We start from the raw sequence: 23,637 nt of genomic DNA, 5'->3' as shown, positions 1-23,637 counted from the left end.
GATAGCCTGCATGACGCCCTATTTTATATATATGCTTGTATCCCGTTCATCAGGCCTTCAGTCCATTAATCACCACAAACCGCATTCACTTCTACCGTTACTGGTGCATCTTCATGCCGGAACCCCGCAACGACACCTACACGCTTAAAAAATTTATGAAAACGCTCATTCGGATGCCCTTTTTCCTTATATTCAGCGATGACGTTCTCCACGATGTCCGTAATTTGATCACCCGGAATTCCTTCCGCTACAGGCTGAGCGGCATGAGCATTGCGGCCGAATTTTTTGCCACCGAGGAAGAGATCGTACCCACCCTTGCGATAGACGATTCCGATATCCTCTAGTACGGCTCCATAGCAGGCCATACCGCATCCGTTCAAAGCAATGCTCGTTTCCTTGGGTGCCTGTAATCCACCAAGTACAACCTGTAAATGCTCAGCCACAGGCACAGCGTCATCCTTCTCCATATTGCAGAAGTCGCACGCCTTTACCTTAAACACATCGCCAACCGGCATGACAATGAATCGTTCATCCCGCAGCCGCCCGACCAGTTCCTCGGGGTCTGCACACGGCACGCGCAGCACGATCTGATGATCCGGCGTGTATTCCAGCTCGCCATCATCACCCGCTACCTCGGCGAGCAGCGCCATCTGGCGAGCGGTGAATTTCTTGTTTCCCACACCCGGGGAAACACCCACCTCAAACAGCGCAGGCTTGCCAAAGCCGCCTGTCGCCATCCCGGCCGCGGCCCCTGCTCCGGCCACCGCCGACGTTCCGGCGGTGCTCTTGGCGGTAGGCGCTTGCCCGCTCCAGCGAGCGTTGGCTTCGCCAGGCAGCTTGCCGCCGACAGCGAGGCGGCTTAGCGCCTCTGCCGCCAGCGATGCCGGGGCCGTGCCGGTTTGCACAGCAGTTGTTGCCTGCACAGCAGCCATCGCTTGCGGGCGTGCCTGCGTCGCAACCGCAGCGCCGCTCGCGGAGGGTCCAGCGGGCGTAGTCGGGGCTGCTCCTGCCTGCGGTGTACCCTCTTGCGCTCCCAGCGACCACGGCTCCGCTTCCGTGCGGAGACGCTGATGCGGCTTGAGCGCCTGCTCGGTCGCATCCAACGTGTATTTGCGCTGATATCCGCGCGGAGTCACGATCAAACCGTCATACACCATCGTCGAGGAATTGCCGATGATTACAGTCGTCAGCATCCCGATGTCATGGTTCAGCATATCTTCCAGCGTCGTTACAATAACTTGCTGACGTTCACGATAAGCGCTCTTCACTAGCCCAACCGGAGTCTGCGGATCACGGTAACGCAGCAAAATGGACTGCGTCTCCACAATCTGGCGGGTACGCCGACCACTGCGCGGGTTGTATAATGCAATCACAAAATCAGCCGAAGCCGCAGCTTCTACACGCTTTACGATCGTTTCCCACGGGGTCAGATGATCACTCAGACTAATCGTGCACGCATCATGCATCACTGGCGCCCCCAACAGTGAAGCACAGGACTGTATAGCCGAGATCCCCGGTACGACTTCTACCTCAACCCCGCCCTCGCGTCGCCAGCCTTTTTGCATCAGCACTTCGTACACCAGCCCTGCCATACCATAGACTCCCGCATCTCCACTGGAAATGACAGCTACCTTCTTGCCCATCTCTGCTTGGCGAACCGCCTCCTGCGCACGGCTCACTTCCTCTGTCATCCCTGTGCGTACAATCTCCTGTCCGTTCAACAGCGGACGGATCAAATCAACGTAGGTATTGTAGCCGATAATGACCTCACTTTCGTCCAGCGCATCCAGCGCCCGTTTTGTGATATGTTCCATATCTCCTGGTCCAAATCCAATCACCAACAATTTTCCTAATGGGCTCATCGTACTCCTCCTATTCATCCTTTTCAGGGCAGCTATCCTATCTATTTCAATGATTTATGCACATCGTGTAACTTAAAAAAACCCCATCCTGCCCGGATGGGGTTTCTATGTACGTATCTCTCATCAGACGAACAAACAGCGTAAGAAGACACGATTTGTCTTCCTCCAGCCTGCCGTTGTTTTCCATCTGTCTGTTTACGCTTCAAACGCTGCTGCACGTTCATATCCACGCAAACCTCTAGCCAACATGGAAAAAGCAACGTGTGCCTGATTTCCTGATTTCGTACACCCATCCTCTCCGCGAAGGTTAACGGTGCATACAGATCAAGGTAGGTCTCCTGGCTTGGCATCAACGGATTCTTTCGTCTTCCCCGTTTTTCACGAGTGACCAATTAAAAAAATCCTCTTCCTTACAGTGGCGGGACCGCTCGGGATTTGCACCCGATTCCCTGTTACCCTTTGCTCAACCGCAAAGGCACCTTGTCTGTCCGCTATTTGATTATGGGTCTTATCATAACCTTGCCTCAATCAGTTGTGCAAGCACGAAAAAAGCTTTATTTCAAGTTCTGTGCTTTATTTTTTAACATATGTAGCAATTCGTCCGGGTCTGCGGAGATGCTCAGTAGCGCTGGATGCTCACTCCCGGTAAACCCCTCTTGCACACTATGACGCACCATTTCTACTAACGGGTCAAAATATCCATTCACATTCAGCAGCCCAATGGGCTTGCGATGAATGCCGATTTGCGCCCAGCATAGTACCTCGAACAGCTCTTCAAAGGTTCCCAAACCACCCGGAAGGGCAATAAAAGCATCGGCCATCTCGCTCATTGCCGCTTTACGCTCATGCATGCTTGCTACCTCAATAAATTCGGTAACTCCCCGATGAATGATCTCTGCATCAAATAACAGGGTGGGCATAATGCCAGTGACCTGACCGTCACCCGCCAGCATTCCATCTGCCACCTCTCCCATTAGCCCCCTGCTAGAGCCGCCATAGATCAGACGGATATGATGGCGAGCCATGGCTTCTCCCAGTTTGCCTGCTGCCTCAACATATACCGATAAATGTCCAGGTCTGGACCCGGCAAATACGCAAATAGAATTCATTAACGTCTCAGCTCCTGTCCTAAGTAGCATCGAAACTTATTCATTATATTAGATAAACATTTTCGCTATAACAAAAATCTTTGTCGATGCATGTCCAACAAAAAAAGATAAAGACCTCGTAGGCCCTTATCTTTATTTTACTCTGTATCCCGAAATATAAGTTCATTTTTTAGCATCTGCATTTATAATTTTGATCTCATTTCAATGACCATTCACGATCTTCAGACCACAGCCATGCACCGAATCGTTATGTTCAAAATATTTGCCCAGCTCCACCATCATCGCGCCCATGCGCTCTTCGGTTGGAAACACGACTCGATCAATCCCTTCTTCCACAATGGACTGTGCAGTCACCTTCCCTACGGATACAGCAATCACATCCTCACGAAAAGCTTCCAGTAAATCCTCGATTCGATTTTGCTCTCTGGCATATTGGGCCAAAAATCGAATTTGCGGACCACTCGTGAATGTAACGGCATCAACATTACGATGGATAACATCCTCCAGTAACGCCTGCAATTTTGCTTCCTCAGGTGGGATATGCTTATAAGGAAGTACCTGGCGGGTCACTGCCCCCTGCTCGTCCAGCCATTTTACCAACCGTGGGGCTGGATCGCCATGCAGTTGCAACAGCACTTCCTTCCCCTTCAGATCGTATGGGGCGAAAGCTCCTGTCAATCCGATCAAACTTCCGTCCTCGTCTCGTACTGCTGGCGTAAAGCCACGCTTTTTGAGTCCATTGACCGTCTTGTAGCCCCGCGCTGCAATGTTGGAGGATTGCAGCAACTCTATAATCTGCTCAGCCACGCCCATATCCTCTGCCATATCGAACAGGGCATCCAGCCCCATGCCTGTCGTGAAGATGTACCAGTCCGGAGGGTTCTTTACCCACGATACAACAGCGTTGCGCAGCTCGATATCATCTAGAAAAACAGTGCCCTGGGCCGGACGATGTACTGGCTCCCCTCCCATCTTCACAACTAGCAGCGCCATTTCGTCTGCTTTACGGGGACCAGCAAGAGCGACTCTCTTACCTGCCATGCGTTGTGCCATTCTGTTTCCTCCCTAGTAGAAGTCGTATTTCTTTCTACCAAGTATACAATCAGAGGGGTAAAAGACAAATAAGAATTACTTTTTCGATGAATACAGTAATCTTATAAGTGGGTGTGTCCTGTTCTATCTCCCTGCCGGCTTTCTAGCTGACTACTGCTATCCCGCTCTCCGTTAGATGCCTTATCATCTCCGCCTTTCCCTTTAGATTTGGGTCGGAGCAACATCCATAGTACCAAGGGCATAAGTACAAAAAAAATGATCATCACCGCGGTCCACTCCCGGCTGAAATCAAAAACTTGCACGATGTTGGAGAACAGCATAAACGAACAGACATAACCTAACAAACCTACGGGCCAAACCATCAGACTCCCCCAGGCATGGGAGAACATACGCTTTACCGCCAAACTGGTAACGTACAGATCAATTCCGATCTTCGTAAGAAAGGTTGGTACGGTCAGTGCTGCCACGAACAAGTCGAACCGATCCAGAAAGTCCGTTAGCTGCAATTGACGCACCAGTTCATACGATGGATAGAACAGCCGTGACAAGATAGGAACACCAATAACCAACTCCGACTGCAACACCAGCATGATCAGAAAAGCGGTTCCGAGCAAATGCCCATACCACGCACTACGTCCATTATAACTCTTTCCAGAAATAACAAAGGGAACCATCAGGATATCGGCCATATATCCCAGCATGCGCCAGCTGCCCTTGATCACTCCCTCTACCTCTGGATGTAAGTAGGGTCTAAGCATCGAAAAATCCATATTACGCCCAAAAAAAAGCGGCATGGTCAACAGCGTCAAAATCAACATCGGCAAAAAAATCTCGGCCATATTCACGATGGTGCTTATTCCGCCTTTGGCCATAAATACCAGAGTTAACAGCACAATAAGAGAAGTGACCACAATCGGAGTCAGCGGCAAAAGCACAACCTCCACTAAATCTGTGATAATTCTCAAATCCCGTGCAAAAATGATCAGGAATAAAATAAGGTAGACTGCAAGCAGCATACGTCCCAGCACAGGATGAGAGCTCACCATCGCCTGCATTAGATCCTGGTCAGGAAAACGACGCTTGAGTTTCAACATCGCCCAGATCGGCAAGCATAGCACGATAGCCGCAATTATACAGGTCCAGTAGGCATGCTGATTCGCGTGATCCGCTGCCTGCGCCGGAGCATGTATAAGGGTAATACCGACCTCCATCAATACACCCAGCAGTACGATTTGTCTGGTTGTGAACTGTTTCATACAGGTCATCCTCCTTTTATCCGCAGGCATCCAATACACGATTTACAACGTAGGGGGGAGCCACATGTCAATAAAACGGGTCAGCCATGTAGCCACATAAACGGTGCTCTTCGTTGATGTTCCGTAAATCCAGATACCAATGCTAATAACATACAATACTCGAGAGACCCAACGATTGATGGCTGGTGCATTGTTAATATTTTTACGGTCAATCAGATACATGAAGAGCATAGCCAGCACCAAAGGTAACAGAAATACTTTATTCATTCTGGATTTGCTCCTTTTTGACCCCGAATGGTTTGGTGACCGCACCAATATTCTCAATATGCACGACCGGATTTATGGTGATCTCCACCTTGGGATATAGTTGCTCCCATTGAGGTTTAATCCGTTTCCATTCATCCGGGTGACTCGTAATAATAGCCCGGCCCAAACCAAGTACGTCTGAACGATACTTTTGCTGAATCACGTGGACAGCCTCTCCCAGCTCCCTCTTGATTTCCTCGGCTGTCTGCTGCTCCAGCCACTTCAAATTTTCCTCGTTGGAAATATCGAAATTCGTCTCATTTTCCTTCACATTCCCATTGCAGTTCATATGAACGGTCATTCGAATCTCATTCCCCTGAATAAAGGGCTTGATATGGACTCTATTTTCGATGAGATGCACAGATATGTAACCTTTACCCTTGGGAGGGGGGATAAATATCTCTGTCTCCTTGGCTTGCTCCATACCCAACAGCAGAAACCGACTGAGATGGTTATCAATAATCCCTGTTAACCTGTCTTGTCGAAAGACTGCCAATCCATCGATCTGAATATTCGTCTTCTTGTCTTTAAGACTAGCGGGCCCATTCTTCACCAGAGACATTACTGGCACCACCGGGTCAATGCCTTCCAGCAGGACGGAATTCATCAGCAGTTTAACGGAACGAGGTTTTTTCATATAGGAAAAGTTAAGCTCACGCACCATTTCCGCTGGATATTGCTCAATCGGAGCATCTGCCTGAAGCACTTCCATCGCTGACCCCTTCGTGATAACAACCAGGGAAGACAGACGGTTCTGCGGAATACGTGCAATGACATCCATCATTTTGCTAATCCCTTCCCGTGCCAGCGTCTCGCCGAACAGCAGTACCCGCCGATGGGAGTAATTAAGTGTTCGCGAAACCCCGCGCTGTTCCTCGGTACTTGCTCCTCGAAAGCTTGGACCTGTTTTGGACTCCAGATAGTAGGACTTCGTACCGCTTGTACCTCCCCCTCCTCCTGTGCTGCCCGAAGATCCTAGTTGTCCAGGCAAAGCAATTTGCATCGTTACCCGGTATTGATCGCCTTCCTTGTCTAGCCCGGTACCCATCACAAAGGCCACATCGTTCACTTCACGGCGATCCCAGCATCCTCCCAAAAGAACAGAACAAAGCAGCAGACAACAGAGCACAGCCGCTTTACGTATTTTTTGTGTATTCGATTTGGGCTTCATCACCATCCCTCCTCGGTGGTAGGCGTTCCATTCATCTTTTCCTTCGCTCGTTTGTTGTTGTCTTTACCAATCCAGGAAGGACGTTTAGTCATTTTCCACCAAGGTGCACGGACGACGATATCCTTTTGATCCGTATGGTTGTACGGGCTATATCCGCTCATGTAAGGGACACCAAACGATGTTAGCTTGGTTAGATGCGTAGCAATCAGCGTTGTCGCAATAATGATCCCAAACAATCCGAATAAACCCGCCATCAGCATGATTGGAAATCGTAGCAGGCGAACTGTGATGGCAAAGTTAAAGCGTGGAATGGTAAACGAAGCAATACCTGTGAGCGACACAACAATGACTATGGGTGCCGATACAATCCCTGCCTGTACTGCGGCCTGCCCAATTACGAGCGCACCAAGAATACTAACGGCCTGACCGACCGTTTTGGGGAGACGAATCCCTGCTTCACGTAATGCCTCAAAAGAAATTTCCATCATTAACGCTTCCACCAGTGCTGGAAAAGGGATAGATTCACGAGCCGCTGCAATACTTAATATGAGTGTCGTCGGCAGCATATCATGGTGATAGGTCGTAACCGCTACATATATTGCTGGCAGAAAGAGAGCCATGATGAGAAAAAGAAAACGAATCCAGCGCACCATATTACTGATGAAAAAACGTTCGTAATAGTCCTCGCTTGCTTGCATCATCTGCCACATCGTGACCGGCCCAATCAGGGCAAAAGGCGTTCCGTCCACAAAAATGGCAAAACGTCCTTCCAGTAATTGGGCAGTGACGGTATCCGGGCGTTCAGTATATTCCATTTGCGGAAACGGAGAAAAGGGATGGTCCTCAATCAGTTCCTCAATATATCCAGTCTCCAGAACACCATCAATATTAATATCGCTGAGCCTTTTTTTTACATCCTCCACCAGTTTGGGATCTATGATCCCTTCAATATAGGTAAGGACGACGCTCGTTTGAGTTTCTGTTCCGATGGTCATGCTGTACATCTTGAGCTTGGAGGTCTTCAACTTGAAACGCAACAGTGCCGTATTGACGCGAAGGGTCTCAGTGAAGCCCTCACGCGGCCCACGAATAACCGCTTCCGTCTGGGGTTCCTCTACGCCACGGCGGACACCACCCTTGGCGCTAAAAATATAAGCACGAGGCGTACCATCTACGAACAAGGCGGCATTGCCGTCCAGTATCGCTGCCGCTACCATCTTCCATTCGTCCATCGTTTTGGTCTGGGACATCGAGATACGAGTTTCATCCAGCGGCTCCAATTTGCCGTTCACTTCAGGGTCCTTGAGCATCATGCCCAGAATGACAGGCCGCAGGATATGATCCTGCAAATCCTCTGATTTTACCGTACCTTCAAAATAAGCCAACAACCCTTTGCGTTCAGGGGAAATCATGAGCTCTCGGTAGACGATATCAGAGCAATCCTTGAAAATGTCACGCAAAGCAATCAAATTGTCTTCCACATTGCTACGCAGCGGCTGTTCCAGCCACGAAGACTCAGGCAGTCCTTTAGGCACATTGGAATTTCGTGTCTTGCGGTCTGCGGCTGGAATCGCTCTCCGGCTCCACGGTAGCTTCGGCAACTTGGGAAAGCGCCCTTTCTTCATCGTTATTCCCCCTTTACGAATGAGCCGAACAGATAATATGACCTATAGGATGTACCAGCCTGCAAAGGATTATGTATCCAATGAACTCAACATGTTGAACGGATAACAAAAAGACCCTGCAATGATGCAGGGCCTTCGAAAAATCCATTATATATCTGAAGATTTATGATAAAGGAATGATTAATCTCCCCAATACTCCTCGGGATGGTATTCAATCTCAGAACCAGCTTTGAACGTAAGCTCATCTGTCTGCTCATGATATTCCACGCTTTCCGGAGTGACGTAATACCAATGCTTCACCACGGGTCCATCATCTACCGGCGTTACAAAACGAAATACGTTCAACTCCCCGCTATAACGCACAATCGCCTCCGCCGTCCCACGCGGCAGCCCTTGAAGCGTGAAGCGAAACACGCCGTCCACCGATTCCAAACGGCAATCGAAAACCTGCTTGCGGCTGTCAGCAAAGCTACGTCCCGTGACGGCATGCTTGATCAGCCATGTTTCCTGCTGCGCCATGTGCGCACCTCCTTTTAGGGCAAATCAATCAACATATAAAAAGCAGACTCCTCTGCTTCCAGTGCTAGCTTTGGCTCCTGCTCAATACGAGCTGAATCGCGCCCTTGCAGAATATGTTCACCGTTCACACGCAGTGAGCCTTCAATGACGAACAGGAACACGCGTCGCCCCTCGGCCTGTGTGAATTCTACTTGCTCTCCAGGCTGAAGCTTGCTTAAATAAATCGTTAAATCCTGGTTGATTGCAGCAATTTCACCCTCTGTGCCCGGTACACGTTTTCCGGCAACGACAGGCAGAAGCTGACCGTGCAGACGCTCAGGATTGAACGCTGTGGCCTCATATGACGGTTTCAGTCCTCTCGTATGCGGGCTAAACCACAATTGCAGCAGACTGACATCCTCCGTTTGTGATGCGTTGTGCTCCGTATGAATGATGCCGTGGCCCGCTGACATTCGCTGAATGCCTCCAAAACGGGTCACTGCTACATGTCCACGGTTGTCTTCATGACGCAGTTCCCCATACAGCACAATCGAAACAATCTCCATATCACTGTGCGGATGCGCCCCAAAGCCCCGTCCCGGTGTGATGACATCGTCATTACAGACACGCATAGGACCAAACGCTGTATTGTTCTCATCCTGATACTCCGCGAATGAAAAGCTGTGACTCCCCCGCAGCCAGCCCTTATCGAAGCTGAATCGGGAAGCCGCCGGATATATTGTAAACATAATAGCCCTCCTTCAGGAAGAAAAATGAGATCAAATCCCTCTCATTGTACCCGAGCCCAAGCGATAAAGCTACGCCTCTGTCTGAGTGATAATCTCATCTATAAAAGACTGCAAGGTACTGGTAACAAAGGCTTCCTTACGTCGGATAAACACCGTTGTTACTTCATTGTACGGCTCAGGCATTGCATGACCGCACACAAGGCCTTGAGACACCAGCCCGCTGATCGAAGATTCGGGAAATACGGTCATTCCAATACCAGCCGCCACACTGCCGATAATCGTCTCAAATGTCCCAAACTCCATAATCTGTTTGGGAATAATTCCTTCCATTTTGAGCCAGGTTTCCAGCCGTCCCCGGTAGCCGCAGCCTTTTTTATATAAGAGAAGCGGACGAGTCGTGAGATCCTCAACGGAAAAATCATCTCCTTGGGATACAAGGACCAGCTTTTCCTGAAATACATCAAACTGTTCAATGAGCGGATGCTTGACCGGCCCGGTCACAAAGGCTCCATCCAGCCGCATTTCTGCAACCTCCTGCACCAGAGACTCTGTAACCCCAGCCTTGAGGGACAACTCGACATCCGGGTACTTGCTATAGTAAGCATGTAAAATGGCCGGGAGGGCAATGACAGTCTCCACAATGCCAATCTCCAGTACCCCCGAAGGTGCAGAGGTATTCTGAAACGCATGTTTCATTTCCTCAAATTGCGATAAAATGCTTTTCGTATATTGCAGCAGACGCTTGCCCTCGGCATTGAGGATCATTCCCCGCTTATGTCTATTAAATAAAGGTGTTTGCAGTTCCTTTTCGAGCAGCTTGATTCTGGCCGTTACATTGGACTGGACATAACTAAGCTCGGCTGCGGCCTTGCTGACACTGCCATGCGCAGCCACCGTCTGGAAAATGTTTAAATCGTTCAGATCCACTACTGCTCCTCCTTATTGTGAAGGGTAAGGGGCCATCAAAATTGACGCGCCTTGTCACTTATTATCATTTTAAATGATCATAATGTTTATTTTCAATCATTTTACCAACAGCTTCCCATCCTTTATGATGTTGTCCATAAGATATGTCCGCTGAGACCGGCAAGGAGGAGCTTTTGCACACCATGAACAGACAAATCATGACCGGATCTTTATTATGCCTAATCGCCAGTATGTCCTGGGGGGCGATGTTTCCGGTTTCGCACATTGCATTACAACACATCAATCCACTGTACTTTTCATTTTTGCGCTATTTATCGGTTACACTCATTTTAGTCGTACTATTGTGGCTCAAAGAGGGAAGGACTGCATTTCGCTTTGAGGGCAAGGGCAAGACGTTGTTATTCTTCGGGACCATGGGATTCACCATTTATAATATGGCCGTTTTCCAGGGACAGCACGCGATGGGGGCAGCAGGCACTCTGGTTGCCTCTATAATGGAAGTGCTAATGCCGATGATTTCTATTGCGATGGTGTGGGTCATGACCCGTAAAATGCCTCCGAGATATACACTAATCAGCATGGTGATTGCGCTGGCCGGGGCTTTACTGGTGATCACGAACGGAAAATGGACCTTTTTCACACTTGCCGGACAACATTTGCTACCGCTGCTGCTTATTTTCGTAGGCGTCGTCGGATGGGTCGTATATTCCATGGGAGGCAGCCATTTTGCAGGATGGTCTACTCTTCGGTATTCAACCCTAACCTGCCTGCTCGGAACTCTCGTCTCCTTCGTAGTCGTCACATTTGCCTCTGCTTTCAACTGGATTGTGGTGCCGGACTGGCAGGCTGTGTGGTCAGTTAAATACGAAATGAGCTTTATGATCCTGCTTCCAGGGTTAGCGGCCCTGCTTAGCTGGAATGCCGGAATCCGAAAGCTATCTCCACTGAACGGAATTCTATTTATTAACTTTGTACCGATTACCACGCTGGTACTCATGTACTTCCAAGGTTATGCCATTAGCCGTTTTGAACTATATGGGACAGTGTTAGTCATTTTCGCACTGATTCTGAACAATATGTTTCAGAGAAGTTCGCTGCGTCCTTCCGACTCACGGGATGTCCGTTTCCGTCTGGACCGCCGCAAGTCCTTCCAACGTTAACTTCTAACTCTGCAAACCAAAAATTATGCTAAAAACATTAAAAAAGCGCCTGGATACAGAGTACAATCTCCTGTATCCGGGCGCTTTTTATCATTTTAGGATTTTCCTTCAACCTGAAAACGTCCAACTAGTTCGCGCAATTCCTCTGCCATTTGGCTCAGGTCCGCTGTAGATGAAGCAATTTCCTCAATAGAAGCAAGCTGTTGCTCAGCTGCTGCTGAGATCGACTCGGTGTTGCTCGCTGCCTCGTCCGAAATGTGGGCAATATCGCTCATAATATCTACGACACCTACAGTCCCTCGTGCCATTTCCTGAGTCACTCCCGTAATGTCATTGATATGCCCCATAGCTCGTTCCACGGCTTGGCTGATTTCCGCAAAGGATTGCTCAGACGTGGTTACCGAATCAATGCCTTCCGTCACCCGTGTCCGCGCTTGATGCATAGCGCCCAGAGCATGATTCATATCCACCTGCATCGCTTCAATGCGCTCCGAGATCAAAGTAGCCGACTTTGCTGATTCCTCAGCCAGCTTACGCACCTCCGTAGCGACCACGGCAAATCCCTTACCATGATCCCCAGCGCGTGCAGCCTCAATGGACGCATTCAGAGCTAACAGATTGGTCTGTTTGGCAATACCGGATATAACGCTGATAATATTCACGATTTCACCGGAACGCTCATTGAGAGAGTCCATGGCCTGTCCGAGATCGTTAACGGTCTCGTCGATGTCATGCATCTTCTGTACAGCCTGCGTAGCAGCCTTACTGCCTTCCTGAGCCGACTCGGCGTTCATCTTCACATGTTCAGATACGCCCACCATACGCTCGGATACGTTCGCTGCTTGCTGAGCAAGCTCCTCCATATTTACAGAACCGTGCTTAACGCTCTGCACCTGACGTTCGCTGCCCACAGCTACTTCCTGGATAGCAATGGTGACATGCTCAATCGCTTGGGTTGTCTGATCTGCACCCGCAGCCAGCTCCTCCGCTGAAGAACTTACCCGATCTGTCGTTTCGTGTACGCTTCGAATCATCGTACGCAAACTGTCGACCATGGTTTGGAAGTGAGAAGACAATTCGCCCACCTCATCCGTTTTTCCGGTTTCCAAATCGCCCGTCAAATCTCCTTCACTGATTCGTTCTGCTGATTTTTGCAGCTTACGAATTGGTACCAGAACAGAACGGGTGATCAGGAAAATCGCGAGTAGCGCAATCACCAATGAGCCAGCCAGCACAAAAATGGTTACATAACGCATGGCGGCCGTGGCATCGCTAATCTCGGATTGATAGAAGGTACCCGCAATTTTCCAACCAGTATCCGTATTCGTTACATAGGTCAAATATTTTTCGTGACCTTCATGCATATATTTAAAGTTCCCGCTCGGCGCAGTATACAACGTATCAAGCACTTTCTCCTGTGGAGATGAGCCCGGTTTAGCCGTAGGATGGACTACAAATTTCTTCGTATGATCCAAAATAATGATATACCCCTCCTGGCCCACTTTGATGGAGGCCAGTTTACGTACACTTTCCAGATTTAGAGAAATCCCGATAACCCCGGACTTGTCGGAAAGCGTCTGAGATACTACGACAACAGGAATACCCGATGAATTAATGATAACAGGCGTAATTGCAACCTTACCGGGCTGCTTCATCGCTTCGATGTACCATGGGCGTGTGCGAGGATCAAAAGTCCCTTCATCCTCCTTGGGCACCCCCCGAATCATCAGCCCCTCCGGTGTACCAACAAAAATATCCGTGGCATCTTCGTGCAAACCCTTGTATTGGATCAGCTTCGGCTGAATCAAAGGGCTGTTTCGACCATCTATCATCGAGCCGTCCAGACGCTCCGCTAAATAACTCGCATCTTTAATTTTACTGGCGATTGCGTATTCAATAATTGAGTTAGCTGTCGCTACCCCCTGATTCGCACTGCCGTGGAGCTGTTTTTCCATAGCATTATATGATGATTTATAGGTCGCAATGGAAATACTTAAGCTCGGAATCAGCAAAACAAGTAAAAAGCCTAAACTTAGCTTGTTCCTGAGTGTCCATATCGTTTTTCTCTTTCGCGTTGTTCCCATGTTTTTTCCCCTTTGCTCATAAAACGATATATTTGAATTACATTCCGTGTTAGTTATATCGGTTGAAAGTAGCAAATGATTTACAATGAAATTTCACAAAGGGGAAAAACAAAAACGCGCCCTATAAGACTAAGGACGCGGTTATATGAACATTTAGACCTGTACGTTAATGTTTTCAGCCTTTTTACGGCCAAATAACTGATCCACTGCCAGAAAGCGTCCACCGACAAGCGCTTGCTGAAGGCTGGTGAACAGAATCAGCAGATCAAATTCAATCGAGCCAAAAGGCTGTCCTTTTTTAGCCGTTAGCAATACACCGATCATAACGATGGTCAATGCCGCTCCAGCCAGTCGTGTTCCGATTCCCAGAACCAGTGCAATACCCCCAACCAGTTCAACCGCAGCGACCACAGGAGCCATCCAGCCAGGGAGTCCGATACTTTGGAAGAAGCCGGAGGTTCCGTCTAGTCCCTGAAACTTTTGTGCACCGTGAACGATAAAAATAACCCCTGTAAAAATCCGTACCAACAATAATCCAATATTCATAAGCGTTTGATTCATTTGCTCATCTCCTTTTAAATTGTATAAAAATTCTGCAATAAACTACACACTGTAGTGTACTACACATTGAGAATCGGTAGCGCAAAAAGCGCCACCTGTAGGAAACATCTTGCCAAACTTAGATTAGCGCCAGTGCAAACATAAGTGTCAACATCACTAGCACATAGCTGGAAAACATAATCGAACGCCAAGGCATTTGAATGACAGGTTCTTGCTGAGGGTCTAAAATACGTGAGATACGATAGTTAATGGACGTTTCTGCAAACGAGGAACAAGCGGCGGAGTTTACCAGGCGAGTATTGGCAGGCGTCATACTCAGAAGCTTGAGCAATGCGCTCCCAATCCCAACTGGTGAACCCGCTCGATGAATCGCTTCGTTATCAGCCAAAATTTCACGGGCCGTCTTATAATGATGGGTAATGTGACGTAGCACCGGCAAGTAAAACAGCTGTTTAGCACATACTTGCAGCAACCAGGTCTTCAACGGATCATAATGTTTCATATGATAGGCTTCATGGTATATGACAGCTTCTTCTTCGTGTTTGTCCAGTACAGACAATAGTGCAGAGGACAATACAATACGTGGCTTCCATAATCCCATGGTGAAGGCGGCTGGCTTGGCATAATCAATGACCCATATCCGATCGGTCCCGAGTTCACCATATCGCTCACCCAGTGCTTCGGTCAGCGGCAGGTCACGCATTCGGTGCAGTCTGCGAAAAGCTGCCCTGGTAGCCATACACTGTCTGACTGCTTCTCCTCCGGCGATAGCGAAGGTAACGAAAACCAGCCCGCTGAGCGCATCCACCATGTAGCCGATTCCGTAATGCTGTAACAAACTTCTGCAAATTTGAAACACGTTATAATTCAATTTCCAGCCGAAAACATGCTGTCCGGCGTACATACCCATCTGTATAAGGGCGAAACCCGAAATCAAGGCGCCTGCTGTAAACAGTAATTTAGAACGTGTTTTCCACATCGCTACATATCCTTTTTCCATTGTTTAATTTTTTGTTCCAGACGTTCGATCAACTTCGGATCGGCCACCTCCAGAGCATCAATCATATGATTGACAGCAAGCGGACCAAATTCGTCCACCAATTCGTGACTCAGTCCCTTGGATTGCTCATCCATGAATTCTTCCCTGCTTAAAACTGGACGATATAAAGACGTTCTCCCACGTATACTCTTACTCAGTATTCCCTTTTCCACTAAACGGTTCATCACGGTCATTACCGTATTGAAGTTAAAGTCCCGATCCCCCTCCAACGCGGTCTGCACTTCTTTGATACTCCGATCCGAAGTGGACCATAAAATATCCATAATTTTGGCTTCCAGAGGTCCGAAAAATCGGTTAAGCCCGGTTTCGCCAGCTTTAAAATTCAGTCGTTTCATAAGAAGCACCTCACACTACCGATTGTAGTGTATATCTCCTGACAAAGTCAACCGTCACACCTAATGTCAGTTTCTTCATGGAATCATATACAAACCGCCGAATGTCTCCATCCGGCGGAAATTCATCGGTATTCATAACTTTCAGTTCAATCTGCCAATCTGTATCCTACACCTCTTACGGTTGCAATATATTCAGGTTCTGCAGGCCGATCATCCAGCTTCTTGCGCAAACTTTTGACATGCACATCTACAACGTTGCTGCCGCCTACAAAATCCGTCTCCCAGATATCGTGCATCATTTGCTCGCGGGAGATCACTTTGCCTTGAGCATCAATCAGCTTCAGCAGCAAATCGTATTCTGTTTTAGTCAGATTCAATTGACTCTCTTCTTTATATACCAGCATTTTATCTCGGTCAATCCAGATGTCCTTGAACACCGTACGACGGCTGGCTTGCGCTGCCTGACGGGAAGTTGCAGGATGGCGTACAATCATCCGTTCAATGTCATGCACCATATGATTGGAAGCCAGCGGCCACACCAGCACCTCTTCTGAAGGAAGCAGCTCATGAGCATGTACAGACACCCGATCCTGAACCACGTACATAACTGGTGTGTCTTTCATGTGTTCTACCTCAAGACGATTGCGAATATCCAGTAATTCACTCTGTGGTTCGGTAGCGGTCAAATCGTAAATCAAGAGATCGCTTCCCAGATGACGCTGCACTTCAGGTTCCCAGCGATGGAAAACCATCACATCAAAACACGCATCTGACAGCGTACGCACCAACCCGTGAACTACACCCGGTACCGAACTGATCAGAATGATACGACGTGTAGTTGGACAATACAAGGGCTCATTGGAAGGAACGGTCTGCACCGTAGGTGTAGAGGGAGCAGCTAACATCGATGTCCAACTGCCCTTCACCCGTCTAGGCATGTCAGCCACTTTGAAACGATTTGTTATCTGATTCGCTTGCTTTGACATTCCTTACACACTCCTCCGAATACGACATGGGCATGGGCAATATTATACCCCGTTTCATGCGCAACCGTGTCAATCCAATCATGTGGGACTTCACTCATCACTTCATCTACTCGGCCGCATACCTGACAAATAATATGCTGATGATCGTCCATCCGCCCGTCATAGCGACTCGCAGCTTCCCCCAGCTTCAATTCACGGATTAATTCCTTATCCGTCAAATAACGCAGTGAATTATATACCGTTCCATAGGCCAGATTATATCCGCGCTCCATCAACCGATTCATAACATCGGCCGCAGTAGGATGATCGTGAGCTTCACGAACCACATCATATACCGCTTGGCGCTGCGAAGTTAAATTTAAAGTTCTCATACCGCATCTCCCTTAACCAACGCAGATTATATTAATTACAAACTTACAATCATATTAAAGATCAATTTAGAATAAGTATAAATCTTAATTTATTTCAAGTCAATGGTATCGGATAAATTGAACGGCTTTGCAACACAATGTATACAGGAGTACATGCTTAGCTTATTTATAATCGGAGGGATATTTTATGAAGATAGTGTGGATATTCACGCTCTTTATGCTGCTAATGCTCGGAACAAGTATATCGATAAAATGGCTTTCTGGTGTTCATCATCCTTGGGAGCCTATTTCATTGGCTTTTTTCACTATGCGACCATCAGAATATGTCGTCCTGGCAGGAATGCTTATAGTGTTCTTTATAAATGTGGGCAAAAAGCCAAGAGGAAACGCATTTCGCTTCCTGTTCTCACAATGGTCACGTTTCCTCAAAGTTCCTACTTCTTCCTCTGATTCTCCGCAACAGAGCCATCAGAAAGAATAAACAAGGGAAAACGCAAACAAATAATGGATGAATATAGATGAGGGACAGTCGTCCAAATTCAAAGTGGCAATCCATGTATTCCGTTCATATTCACTATCCATATTAATAATGACCACATCTCCCAGAATAAAATGGAACATCAAAATGAGCATTTGACCGGTACCGATGTATTTTTTGTCGGCAAGACGATGACTCATGAGACATTTTCCTCTCCTTTTTTATTCCGGGTCTTTCTCAGCCACGACACGATTAGCAGCAAGATAGGAAAAAACACGGCAAATATCGGAAACAGCCATTTCAGCACTAACTCGCCTGTTTGAAGGTGATCTTGATAGCTCAGTGCCATCAATACACAAGAGACTAACATGATAATCCCAAATGGCAGGATCAGTTTATGGTAAGACACTCTCAATACATCCTCTGCGGCTTTAACCGCGGCATAATAGAAGATGAAAATTTTAAAAAAATCAAAGATAATAACGCTCATAACGCCGATGACATCGACTCTGTCGATAAAATCAGATATTTCGACCTTGCTGATCATCGAGAGCAGCGGGTAAGTCGCCCGTTTGAACACATCTTCCCCCAGTGCAAGCACATTGGACAGTGTAACAATAGACAGGAGCAGCCCTCCCAGCAATATAGCAGAGACCCCTACCCCATTGGCACGATAGCCTTTTTTTAATGTGGGGAGAATCATCGCAAACGTAACCATCTCGCCGTACGGTAGCATCACGGCTTGCGAATAAACAACTTGCCATATCGGCTGCCAGCCATGCTCGGCTATGGGCAATATATTGCCGACATCTACAATGCCTGCCAACAAAATTAATATATTCGTAGCCAGGCCCAGCAGTAGCAGCAAAATTAACATGATAATGGCCGTCCGGCCTGCAACCTCGATTCCCAAATACACCACATACATGACAAGTCCAATCATTAAGGCACAAATGACTGTCAACGGCGTATGCTGAAGCGTCCGGTCGGCAATCAGGATCCCCGTGTCCCGAAGATCCCGTGCTCCGCCGTAAAGAAAAAACACGATATATAAAAAAGCAAGCGCACTCCCTGCTTTCTTGCCCAAAAGGGTTCTGCAGTACTGTGTCATTAGCAAGTCGGGAAAACGTCGGTGAAGGCTGCCATAGCATACAAAAAGCATTGCCCCCAAAACCGTGGAAATGAGGATGGCGATCCACGCATCCTTGCCCGCATTCCTTCCGGGAATAGACATCATGGATGTGCCCATCTCAAACAACACCATAAGAGAGATCATCTCTTTTGCACCTATCCGTGTCTTTTTTTTCATGGCCTTCCCTCCTTGCTCTATTTTCACTAGTCTGATTCCCCCTTGGAGTATGGGTTAGTCCGCGACTGAGTGTGTTTCAGTACAGAAGTCACTTGAATACGGACGGTGCTTTCCGCAAAATTACGGCTCCATTCGGAAGAGAGTCTTTTCCATTGTTTGGGATAGCTCCTCTCCAGCGCAAGGCCAAAGCCTATTACATCGCTACGGGTACGCTGAACCTCTCTGACTGTTGAAGTGATCACTTTTTTCGTCTCCTCTGTCCATTTCTCCTGCAGTCTTTTCATCGCCTCCGGACTTTGTAAGTTAATCGAGCACTCGGCTTCCTGTACCGCCCCGGTCTGTTTTAGGTTAATCACAAAAACAGGCTCCCCTTGCTCCATCCGTGTGTGTATCTTGGTTGAAGAGAACAAGGTTTCGATGCCAATGGTTTCCCTATCCTTACCGCAGCTCAGTGTTGTTTGGGCACCTTTCACCTTGTTGTTGATCATAGACAGTCCAATGGCCTGATCATCATCCAACCAGCGGACAAGCCGATCCTTTTTGAACACCCCCATTCCCTTAATATGAACAATAGCTTTCGGTAAAATATTGTCCACATTGTTCTTGCTTGAGGCCTGCTCTAAATTCCCATTGACCCCTATGCCCGTCAGCACAGGACCGCCACCCTTATGAGACATGCTGCGAATCACATCGTCGATAGTCACCGCGTAATCCCCGGCATACAAACGCTCCGATGTTTCCAGCTTTCCTGAAATATCATTGGCGGGAATACGACCGATTGCGGTCATGATTGCCAGTACATCCTTCCCAGTATTACCGCGTGCCACCAGCATTTTCACCGGCAGCCGGATTTCTGTAGACCTTTCCAGAGAATCCATCATATCGCCGATTCCAGCCCGTGCCAGCTTTTCACCAATAACGATCAGTTTGGTATGCGCCAAAGAAATGATCCGCGGAACCCTTTGTGAGGCTCTGCGGAGCGCTTGAAACAGATTTTTTCCCTTTTCCCGATACAAAACGACTGGAGTATCTCCTCTCGCTTTGGCTCCGGCGATTTCATCTGCTACGATCACCTGTAGGGAAACCTCATAATCCGACTCCCCAACCAAATCAATTCCTATCCCAGCTACTACTGCTCTCTGGTTTAACTCCACAGAATCCCAGCAACCGGATAACAAGGGAGCGAACAGTAGTAAAACCAAACACAGCCCCCCTATTCTCCTCTTAAAAGTTACTGCACTTTGTTCATTCCTCTTCCGCTGATACACCCTGATTGCCCCCCTCCTGCATCGGTGTGGTTTTATCAGAAGAGGAAATCCCGCTTCCATCCTTCATTCTTTTCTGGTTCTTAGATGTAATGCTTTTAGGACGCTTCCTCATCATCCAGAACGGGAGTCGCAATACGGCATCCTTTTGACTCTCCAGCACAAAAGGGCTGAAAGGCGCCATGTAGGGCACCCCGAAAGAACTCAGACTGTTCATATGAGCAATCAGCGCAATCAACCCCAATGTAATGCCGTATAGCCCCATAAACGCTGACAGTATCATGAAAATAAACCGGCACAATCTCCCGGCCACTGCCATGTTATAGGCTGGGATTGCGAAACTGGCTATTCCCGTCAGGGCTACTACAATTGTGAGCAGCGGGGTGACGACTCCGGCTTCCACGGCCGCTTGACCCAACACAAGCGCTCCTATAACGGAAACCGTTTGACCACCCGCACGCGGCATTCGAATACCCGCCTCACGCAAAATCTCAAAGGTAATCTCCAAAATAAACGCCTCTAGAAATGCCGGAAAAGGAACGGATTCCCGCTGAGCCAATATGCTGATCAGTAGTGGAGTCGGTATCATTTCATAATGGTATGTTGTTAAGGCAATGTAGAGAGAAGGCCCTAGAATAAGAATAATGAAGCTGATATATCTAATGAGCCGAACAACAGTCGCCATATCGTAACGCTCTTCATAATCCGAAGAACTCTGAAAAAATTGGGCAAATACTGTAGGCATCACCAGTACAAACGGAGTCCCGTCTACGATGAGCGCCACTCGGCCCTCCATAATATTGCTGCTGATGGTGTCGGGTCTTTCCGTGTTAAAAATCGTTGGGAATGGTGTGAAATGATTTTCTTGTATCATCTCCTCAACCATGCCGGACTCAAATATAGCGTCAATATTGATGTTTTCTATCCGTTTACGAACCTCATCTACGACGCCTGGATTTGCAATGTTCTTCATGTACAGCATGGCCACATTCGTGAGAGACGTGCTTCCCACTTGGAACATCTCCAGTGTAAGATCGGAGCTTTTAATCCGTCGCCGGACCAGAGAAATATTCGTGAATAGGGATTCTACAAATCCCTCTTTCGGTCCTCTGACGACTGTCTGTGTTGTTGGCTCGCTGACTGCGCGTGTCTCTCCCCCACGCGTGCCGCACGCAATCGCTTTTTCGCAGCCTTCCAATAAGATGATCGTGTCCCCCATTAACAGTTGTTCCATCATGGAACTCCAATCATCGCAGTCCTTCACTTCTCCCAGTGCAAGCGCATGACTCTGTATTCTTACGTACAGCGCTTCTGCATTCTCCGCCTCAGCAGCCACTTCAGCAGATGGGCGGCTAAGCATGGATCTCATGATGAGTTCATTCACCGTATCCGTTTTAGCCATACTATCCAGAAACACAATAGCGGCGGGAACATCCGCCCTCAGCCCCAACTTAAAGCGACGCATCAGAAAGTCTGGGCTATCTGACGTCAATTTCTTAATTTGCTGCAAGTTGGTTTCCAAACAAGCTTCGATTTTTAAATAGCGCGGAGAATTTCCATTCTTCTTATCCACACCTGATTTTCTATTATGTTTGCGATAGGGATAGCGAATCATGAGCAAACCTCATCTCCAGTAAGGCAGCAATAGATACCGCCCATTTTTCCTTATTCTTGTATCTTTGGAGTATGCTCAATCTATTCCCAGTTATGCACCAAATACGTGAACGAAACGTTATAAGCGTACCCGCGTAATAAATTTCAATAAATTCTTCATTTGCAAGCTTAATGTCAGTTTTTTTGATAAAATGAAGAAATATGCCTCTCGGGAGGGTTAACATCTTGTTCAGTACGTTTTTTGTAAATACCTGTATCCTTGTCACCTTTTTGTACATAACCGGCCTCATATCACAAAGATATAAAATCCGTCTGCACACCTTGAAGCGTAAGATGCATTGGATTGGAGGCGCCCTTTTTGGGTGCTACGGCATTGTCATGATGTACTATTCAATTCCAGTAGGATTTAATACGATTGCCGATCTTCGTCATCTGGCCATCGTAGCTACCGCCACTTACATCGGCGGCCCAGCAGCGCTCACGGCTACTCTGTTTATATGTATAGGTAGATTATTGCTGTTTGGTATTAACGATCAAGCCATCGTAGGCGCTATTTTTATGATACTCGTTGGCCTGGGGTGCGCTTTATTGTCACATCTATCCTGGTCACGTTTACCCAAGCTGATGATTATGAACGTTTTTGCTTTGGGCATTATATTCTGTCCCCTTATGATTAATTTGAAAAATCTTGATGATGTTCTGCACGTGTATCCGCTCCAATTCTTCATTTCCATGGTCGGCGGATGTCTTCTGTACCTCATTGCTGAATCTATCAACACATCCAATGAGCTGTTACTTCGTCTGGAGCATACCTCCTACACAGACCATCTCACTAATTTAAGCAACAGAAGGCAGCTTGAGTTCTCATTGGAAGAGAAGCTCCCTCAAGCTCGCCAACGTCATGAGCATTTATCCGTACTGGTGTTGGATATTGATCACTTCAAGGAAGTCAACGATACCTACGGACATGCCGCAGGAGATGCAGTGCTGCGCCAGCTTGGACAGATTTTAATGGAAAAATGTCGTCCTAATGATGTAGTTACCCGCAGCGGGGGAGAAGAATTCACCGTACTCTTGCCGAATTGCGCTTTTCGGCAAGCACTTCGCATAGCTAATCAGATTCTTAGTGGAGTAAATCAGCACGAGTTTATTTTAGCGGACGATCTTGTTCTTAAAGTCACGGTGTCCATCGGCGTGACGACCTTTCCTGGTACCGGGGAAGATATGTCCGGGGCAGCCCTGCTGGAGCAGGCAGATAAAGCACTATACGAAGCTAAAAATGCAGGACGTAACCGGGTTTGCTCATATGAAATATAATTTGAGGCATGACCATTTCATAGAAATAGCCGATACAACCCTCTTTTGAGAGTTGTTCGGCTATTATCATTTTGAATCTTCATTATGATTGCATTTCCCCACCACGAGTGATGTACGCTTGGCAAGCGAAGCCAGCGTATGGGCCCCCCATACTTCCAGCATACGTCGTTCGCTCTCGGCTAAAATTTCGGATACGGCTATCGCCAACTCCTCACAAAAAGGATTGGTTTCCGGTTCATGCATCATACCCGGGAAAATTGGATCACATATTTCAATGGCGTGGTATATATCGGCAAGTGTAATATGGTCGGCCGAACGGGTAAGCACATAGCCTCCCTCACGACCTTCGCGTGCTGCAATCAAATCTGCCTGTACAAGTCGCGTCAGCACCCTGCGCACCAAAGTGACTTCGCAGTCAATGGAACGGGCAATAGAACCGCTGGCACAGAGTTCTCCGTGCTTTTCCAAATAGACAAGCGCCTTTACCGCCACCCCAAGCCATCTGGGCGTTGCGGTGCGTAGTCTTTTTTCACTATTCAAA

The 23,637-nt window shown here is 47.9% G+C and carries 24 protein-coding genes and 1 riboswitch; of the genes, 3 read left to right on the top strand and 21 right to left on the bottom strand.

The features are described 5' to 3' along the window. Window positions 1–65: 65 nt before the first annotated feature. The 10 genes from cobJ to ACEN8J_RS24255 form a co-directional block, all read right to left on the bottom strand. Entirely contained in the window at window positions 66–1,862 is a 1,797-nt protein-coding gene (gene cobJ / locus ACEN8J_RS24300; RefSeq protein WP_165146028.1) for a precorrin-3B C(17)-methyltransferase, read from the bottom strand. 311 nt (window positions 1,863–2,173) lie between these two features. Continuing rightward, window positions 2,174–2,359: riboswitch (cobalamin riboswitch) on the bottom strand. Between the two features lie 57 nt (window positions 2,360–2,416). Then, the gene (locus ACEN8J_RS24295) at window positions 2,417–2,971 is read right to left on the bottom strand and encodes an LOG family protein (RefSeq protein WP_029518593.1); all 555 of its coding nucleotides are present in this window, start codon (window positions 2,969–2,971) and stop codon (window positions 2,417–2,419) included. A 201-nt stretch (window positions 2,972–3,172) separates the two neighbouring features. Further along, window positions 3,173–4,024: a uroporphyrinogen-III synthase gene (locus ACEN8J_RS24290; RefSeq protein WP_029518594.1), complete on the bottom strand. Its 852-nt coding sequence runs from the start codon at window positions 4,022–4,024 to the stop codon at window positions 3,173–3,175. Window positions 4,025–4,125: 101 nt separating this feature from the next. After that, window positions 4,126–5,280 carry a GerAB/ArcD/ProY family transporter gene (locus ACEN8J_RS24285; protein ID WP_069012109.1) on the bottom strand — a complete coding sequence of 385 codons (1,155 nt, stop codon included), beginning with the start codon at window positions 5,278–5,280 and terminating at the stop codon, window positions 4,126–4,128. A 42-nt stretch (window positions 5,281–5,322) separates the two neighbouring features. Then, complete coding sequence (locus tag ACEN8J_RS24280; protein ID WP_029518596.1) at window positions 5,323–5,547, bottom strand: hypothetical protein; 225 nt, start codon at window positions 5,545–5,547, stop codon at window positions 5,323–5,325. Beyond that, window positions 5,540–6,757, bottom strand: a complete 1,218-nt coding sequence (locus ACEN8J_RS24275) for a Ger(x)C family spore germination protein (protein ID WP_069012107.1) — start codon at window positions 6,755–6,757, stop codon at window positions 5,540–5,542. The genes ACEN8J_RS24280 and ACEN8J_RS24275 overlap by 8 nt, the downstream gene beginning before the upstream one ends. After that, window positions 6,757–8,382: a spore germination protein gene (locus ACEN8J_RS24270; RefSeq protein ID WP_069012104.1), complete on the bottom strand. Its 1,626-nt coding sequence runs from the start codon at window positions 8,380–8,382 to the stop codon at window positions 6,757–6,759. The genes ACEN8J_RS24275 and ACEN8J_RS24270 overlap by 1 nt, the downstream gene beginning before the upstream one ends. A 180-nt stretch (window positions 8,383–8,562) precedes the next feature. Then, a complete protein-coding gene (locus ACEN8J_RS24265) occupies window positions 8,563–8,901 on the bottom strand; it encodes a hypothetical protein (RefSeq protein WP_449291765.1) in 339 nt (112 codons plus the stop codon). Window positions 8,902–8,915: 14 nt separating this feature from the next. Then, the gene (locus ACEN8J_RS24260; RefSeq protein WP_069012100.1) at window positions 8,916–9,629 is read right to left on the bottom strand and encodes a pirin family protein; all 714 of its coding nucleotides are present in this window, start codon (window positions 9,627–9,629) and stop codon (window positions 8,916–8,918) included. A 69-nt stretch (window positions 9,630–9,698) separates the two neighbouring features. Further along, on the bottom strand, window positions 9,699–10,556 hold the full coding sequence (locus ACEN8J_RS24255) for a LysR family transcriptional regulator (RefSeq protein ID WP_039271679.1): 858 nt from the start codon (window positions 10,554–10,556) through the stop codon (window positions 9,699–9,701). A 182-nt stretch (window positions 10,557–10,738) separates the two neighbouring features. On the opposite strand from ACEN8J_RS24255, the gene ACEN8J_RS24250 reads away from it, so the two are divergent. Beyond that, entirely contained in the window at window positions 10,739–11,716 is a 978-nt protein-coding gene (locus ACEN8J_RS24250) for a DMT family transporter (protein WP_318627967.1), read from the top strand. Window positions 11,717–11,811: 95 nt separating this feature from the next. On the opposite strand, the gene ACEN8J_RS24245 is transcribed toward ACEN8J_RS24250, so the two are convergent. The 6 genes from ACEN8J_RS24245 to ACEN8J_RS24220 form a co-directional block, all read right to left on the bottom strand. Then, entirely contained in the window at window positions 11,812–13,800 is a 1,989-nt protein-coding gene (locus ACEN8J_RS24245; RefSeq protein ID WP_318627968.1) for a methyl-accepting chemotaxis protein, read from the bottom strand. A 153-nt stretch (window positions 13,801–13,953) separates the two neighbouring features. Then, window positions 13,954–14,361 (bottom strand): DoxX family protein, encoded by a 408-nt coding sequence (locus ACEN8J_RS24240; protein WP_029518604.1) that lies wholly within the window; start codon window positions 14,359–14,361, stop codon window positions 13,954–13,956. Window positions 14,362–14,479: 118 nt separating this feature from the next. Continuing rightward, entirely contained in the window at window positions 14,480–15,340 is an 861-nt protein-coding gene (locus ACEN8J_RS24235) for a M56 family metallopeptidase (protein WP_029518605.1), read from the bottom strand. Window positions 15,341–15,342: 2 nt separating this feature from the next. Beyond that, on the bottom strand, window positions 15,343–15,756 hold the full coding sequence (locus tag ACEN8J_RS24230; RefSeq protein ID WP_013312429.1) for a BlaI/MecI/CopY family transcriptional regulator: 414 nt from the start codon (window positions 15,754–15,756) through the stop codon (window positions 15,343–15,345). 146 nt (window positions 15,757–15,902) lie between these two features. Continuing rightward, window positions 15,903–16,742, bottom strand: coding sequence for a response regulator transcription factor (locus ACEN8J_RS24225; protein ID WP_025720336.1), 840 nt, complete (start codon window positions 16,740–16,742; stop codon window positions 15,903–15,905). After that, a complete protein-coding gene (locus tag ACEN8J_RS24220; RefSeq protein WP_023990809.1) occupies window positions 16,718–17,113 on the bottom strand; it encodes a Fur family transcriptional regulator in 396 nt (131 codons plus the stop codon). The genes ACEN8J_RS24225 and ACEN8J_RS24220 overlap by 25 nt, the downstream gene beginning before the upstream one ends. A 187-nt stretch (window positions 17,114–17,300) precedes the next feature. Here ACEN8J_RS24220 and ACEN8J_RS24215 point away from each other — a divergent pair, with 187 nt between their 5' ends. After that, on the top strand, window positions 17,301–17,594 hold the full coding sequence (locus ACEN8J_RS24215; protein ID WP_049817035.1) for a YczF family membrane protein: 294 nt from the start codon (window positions 17,301–17,303) through the stop codon (window positions 17,592–17,594). Here ACEN8J_RS24215 and ACEN8J_RS24210 read toward each other — a convergent pair. Genes ACEN8J_RS24210 through ACEN8J_RS24195 form a run of 4 tightly spaced genes read right to left on the bottom strand, consistent with a single transcriptional unit; the run spans window position 17,582 to window position 21,780 of the window. Further along, entirely contained in the window at window positions 17,582–17,791 is a 210-nt protein-coding gene (locus tag ACEN8J_RS24210; protein WP_029518606.1) for a hypothetical protein, read from the bottom strand. The genes ACEN8J_RS24215 and ACEN8J_RS24210 overlap by 13 nt on opposite strands. Continuing rightward, window positions 17,788–18,900, bottom strand: a complete 1,113-nt coding sequence (locus ACEN8J_RS24205; protein WP_029518607.1) for a GerAB/ArcD/ProY family transporter — start codon at window positions 18,898–18,900, stop codon at window positions 17,788–17,790. The genes ACEN8J_RS24210 and ACEN8J_RS24205 overlap by 4 nt, the downstream gene beginning before the upstream one ends. A 26-nt stretch (window positions 18,901–18,926) precedes the next feature. Next, a complete protein-coding gene (locus tag ACEN8J_RS24200; RefSeq protein ID WP_029518608.1) occupies window positions 18,927–20,102 on the bottom strand; it encodes a Ger(x)C family spore germination protein in 1,176 nt (391 codons plus the stop codon). Window positions 20,103–20,145: 43 nt separating this feature from the next. Beyond that, entirely contained in the window at window positions 20,146–21,780 is a 1,635-nt protein-coding gene (locus ACEN8J_RS24195; protein ID WP_209947724.1) for a spore germination protein, read from the bottom strand. 224 nt (window positions 21,781–22,004) lie between these two features. Between ACEN8J_RS24195 and ACEN8J_RS24190 the strand changes: the two genes are divergently transcribed. Beyond that, window positions 22,005–23,096: a GGDEF domain-containing protein gene (locus ACEN8J_RS24190; protein WP_340933544.1), complete on the top strand. Its 1,092-nt coding sequence runs from the start codon at window positions 22,005–22,007 to the stop codon at window positions 23,094–23,096. A 66-nt stretch (window positions 23,097–23,162) separates the two neighbouring features. On the opposite strand, the gene ACEN8J_RS24185 is transcribed toward ACEN8J_RS24190, so the two are convergent. Next, window positions 23,163–23,636 carry an Rrf2 family transcriptional regulator gene (locus tag ACEN8J_RS24185; RefSeq protein WP_029518611.1) on the bottom strand — a complete coding sequence of 158 codons (474 nt, stop codon included), beginning with the start codon at window positions 23,634–23,636 and terminating at the stop codon, window positions 23,163–23,165. Window position 23,637: the final 1 nt, after the last annotated feature.

It is taken from the genome of Paenibacillus sp. Paensp38, assembly GCF_059491915.1.
Note: the sequence above shows the minus strand (reverse complement) of the source record. Positions and strands in the feature narration are given on the sequence as shown.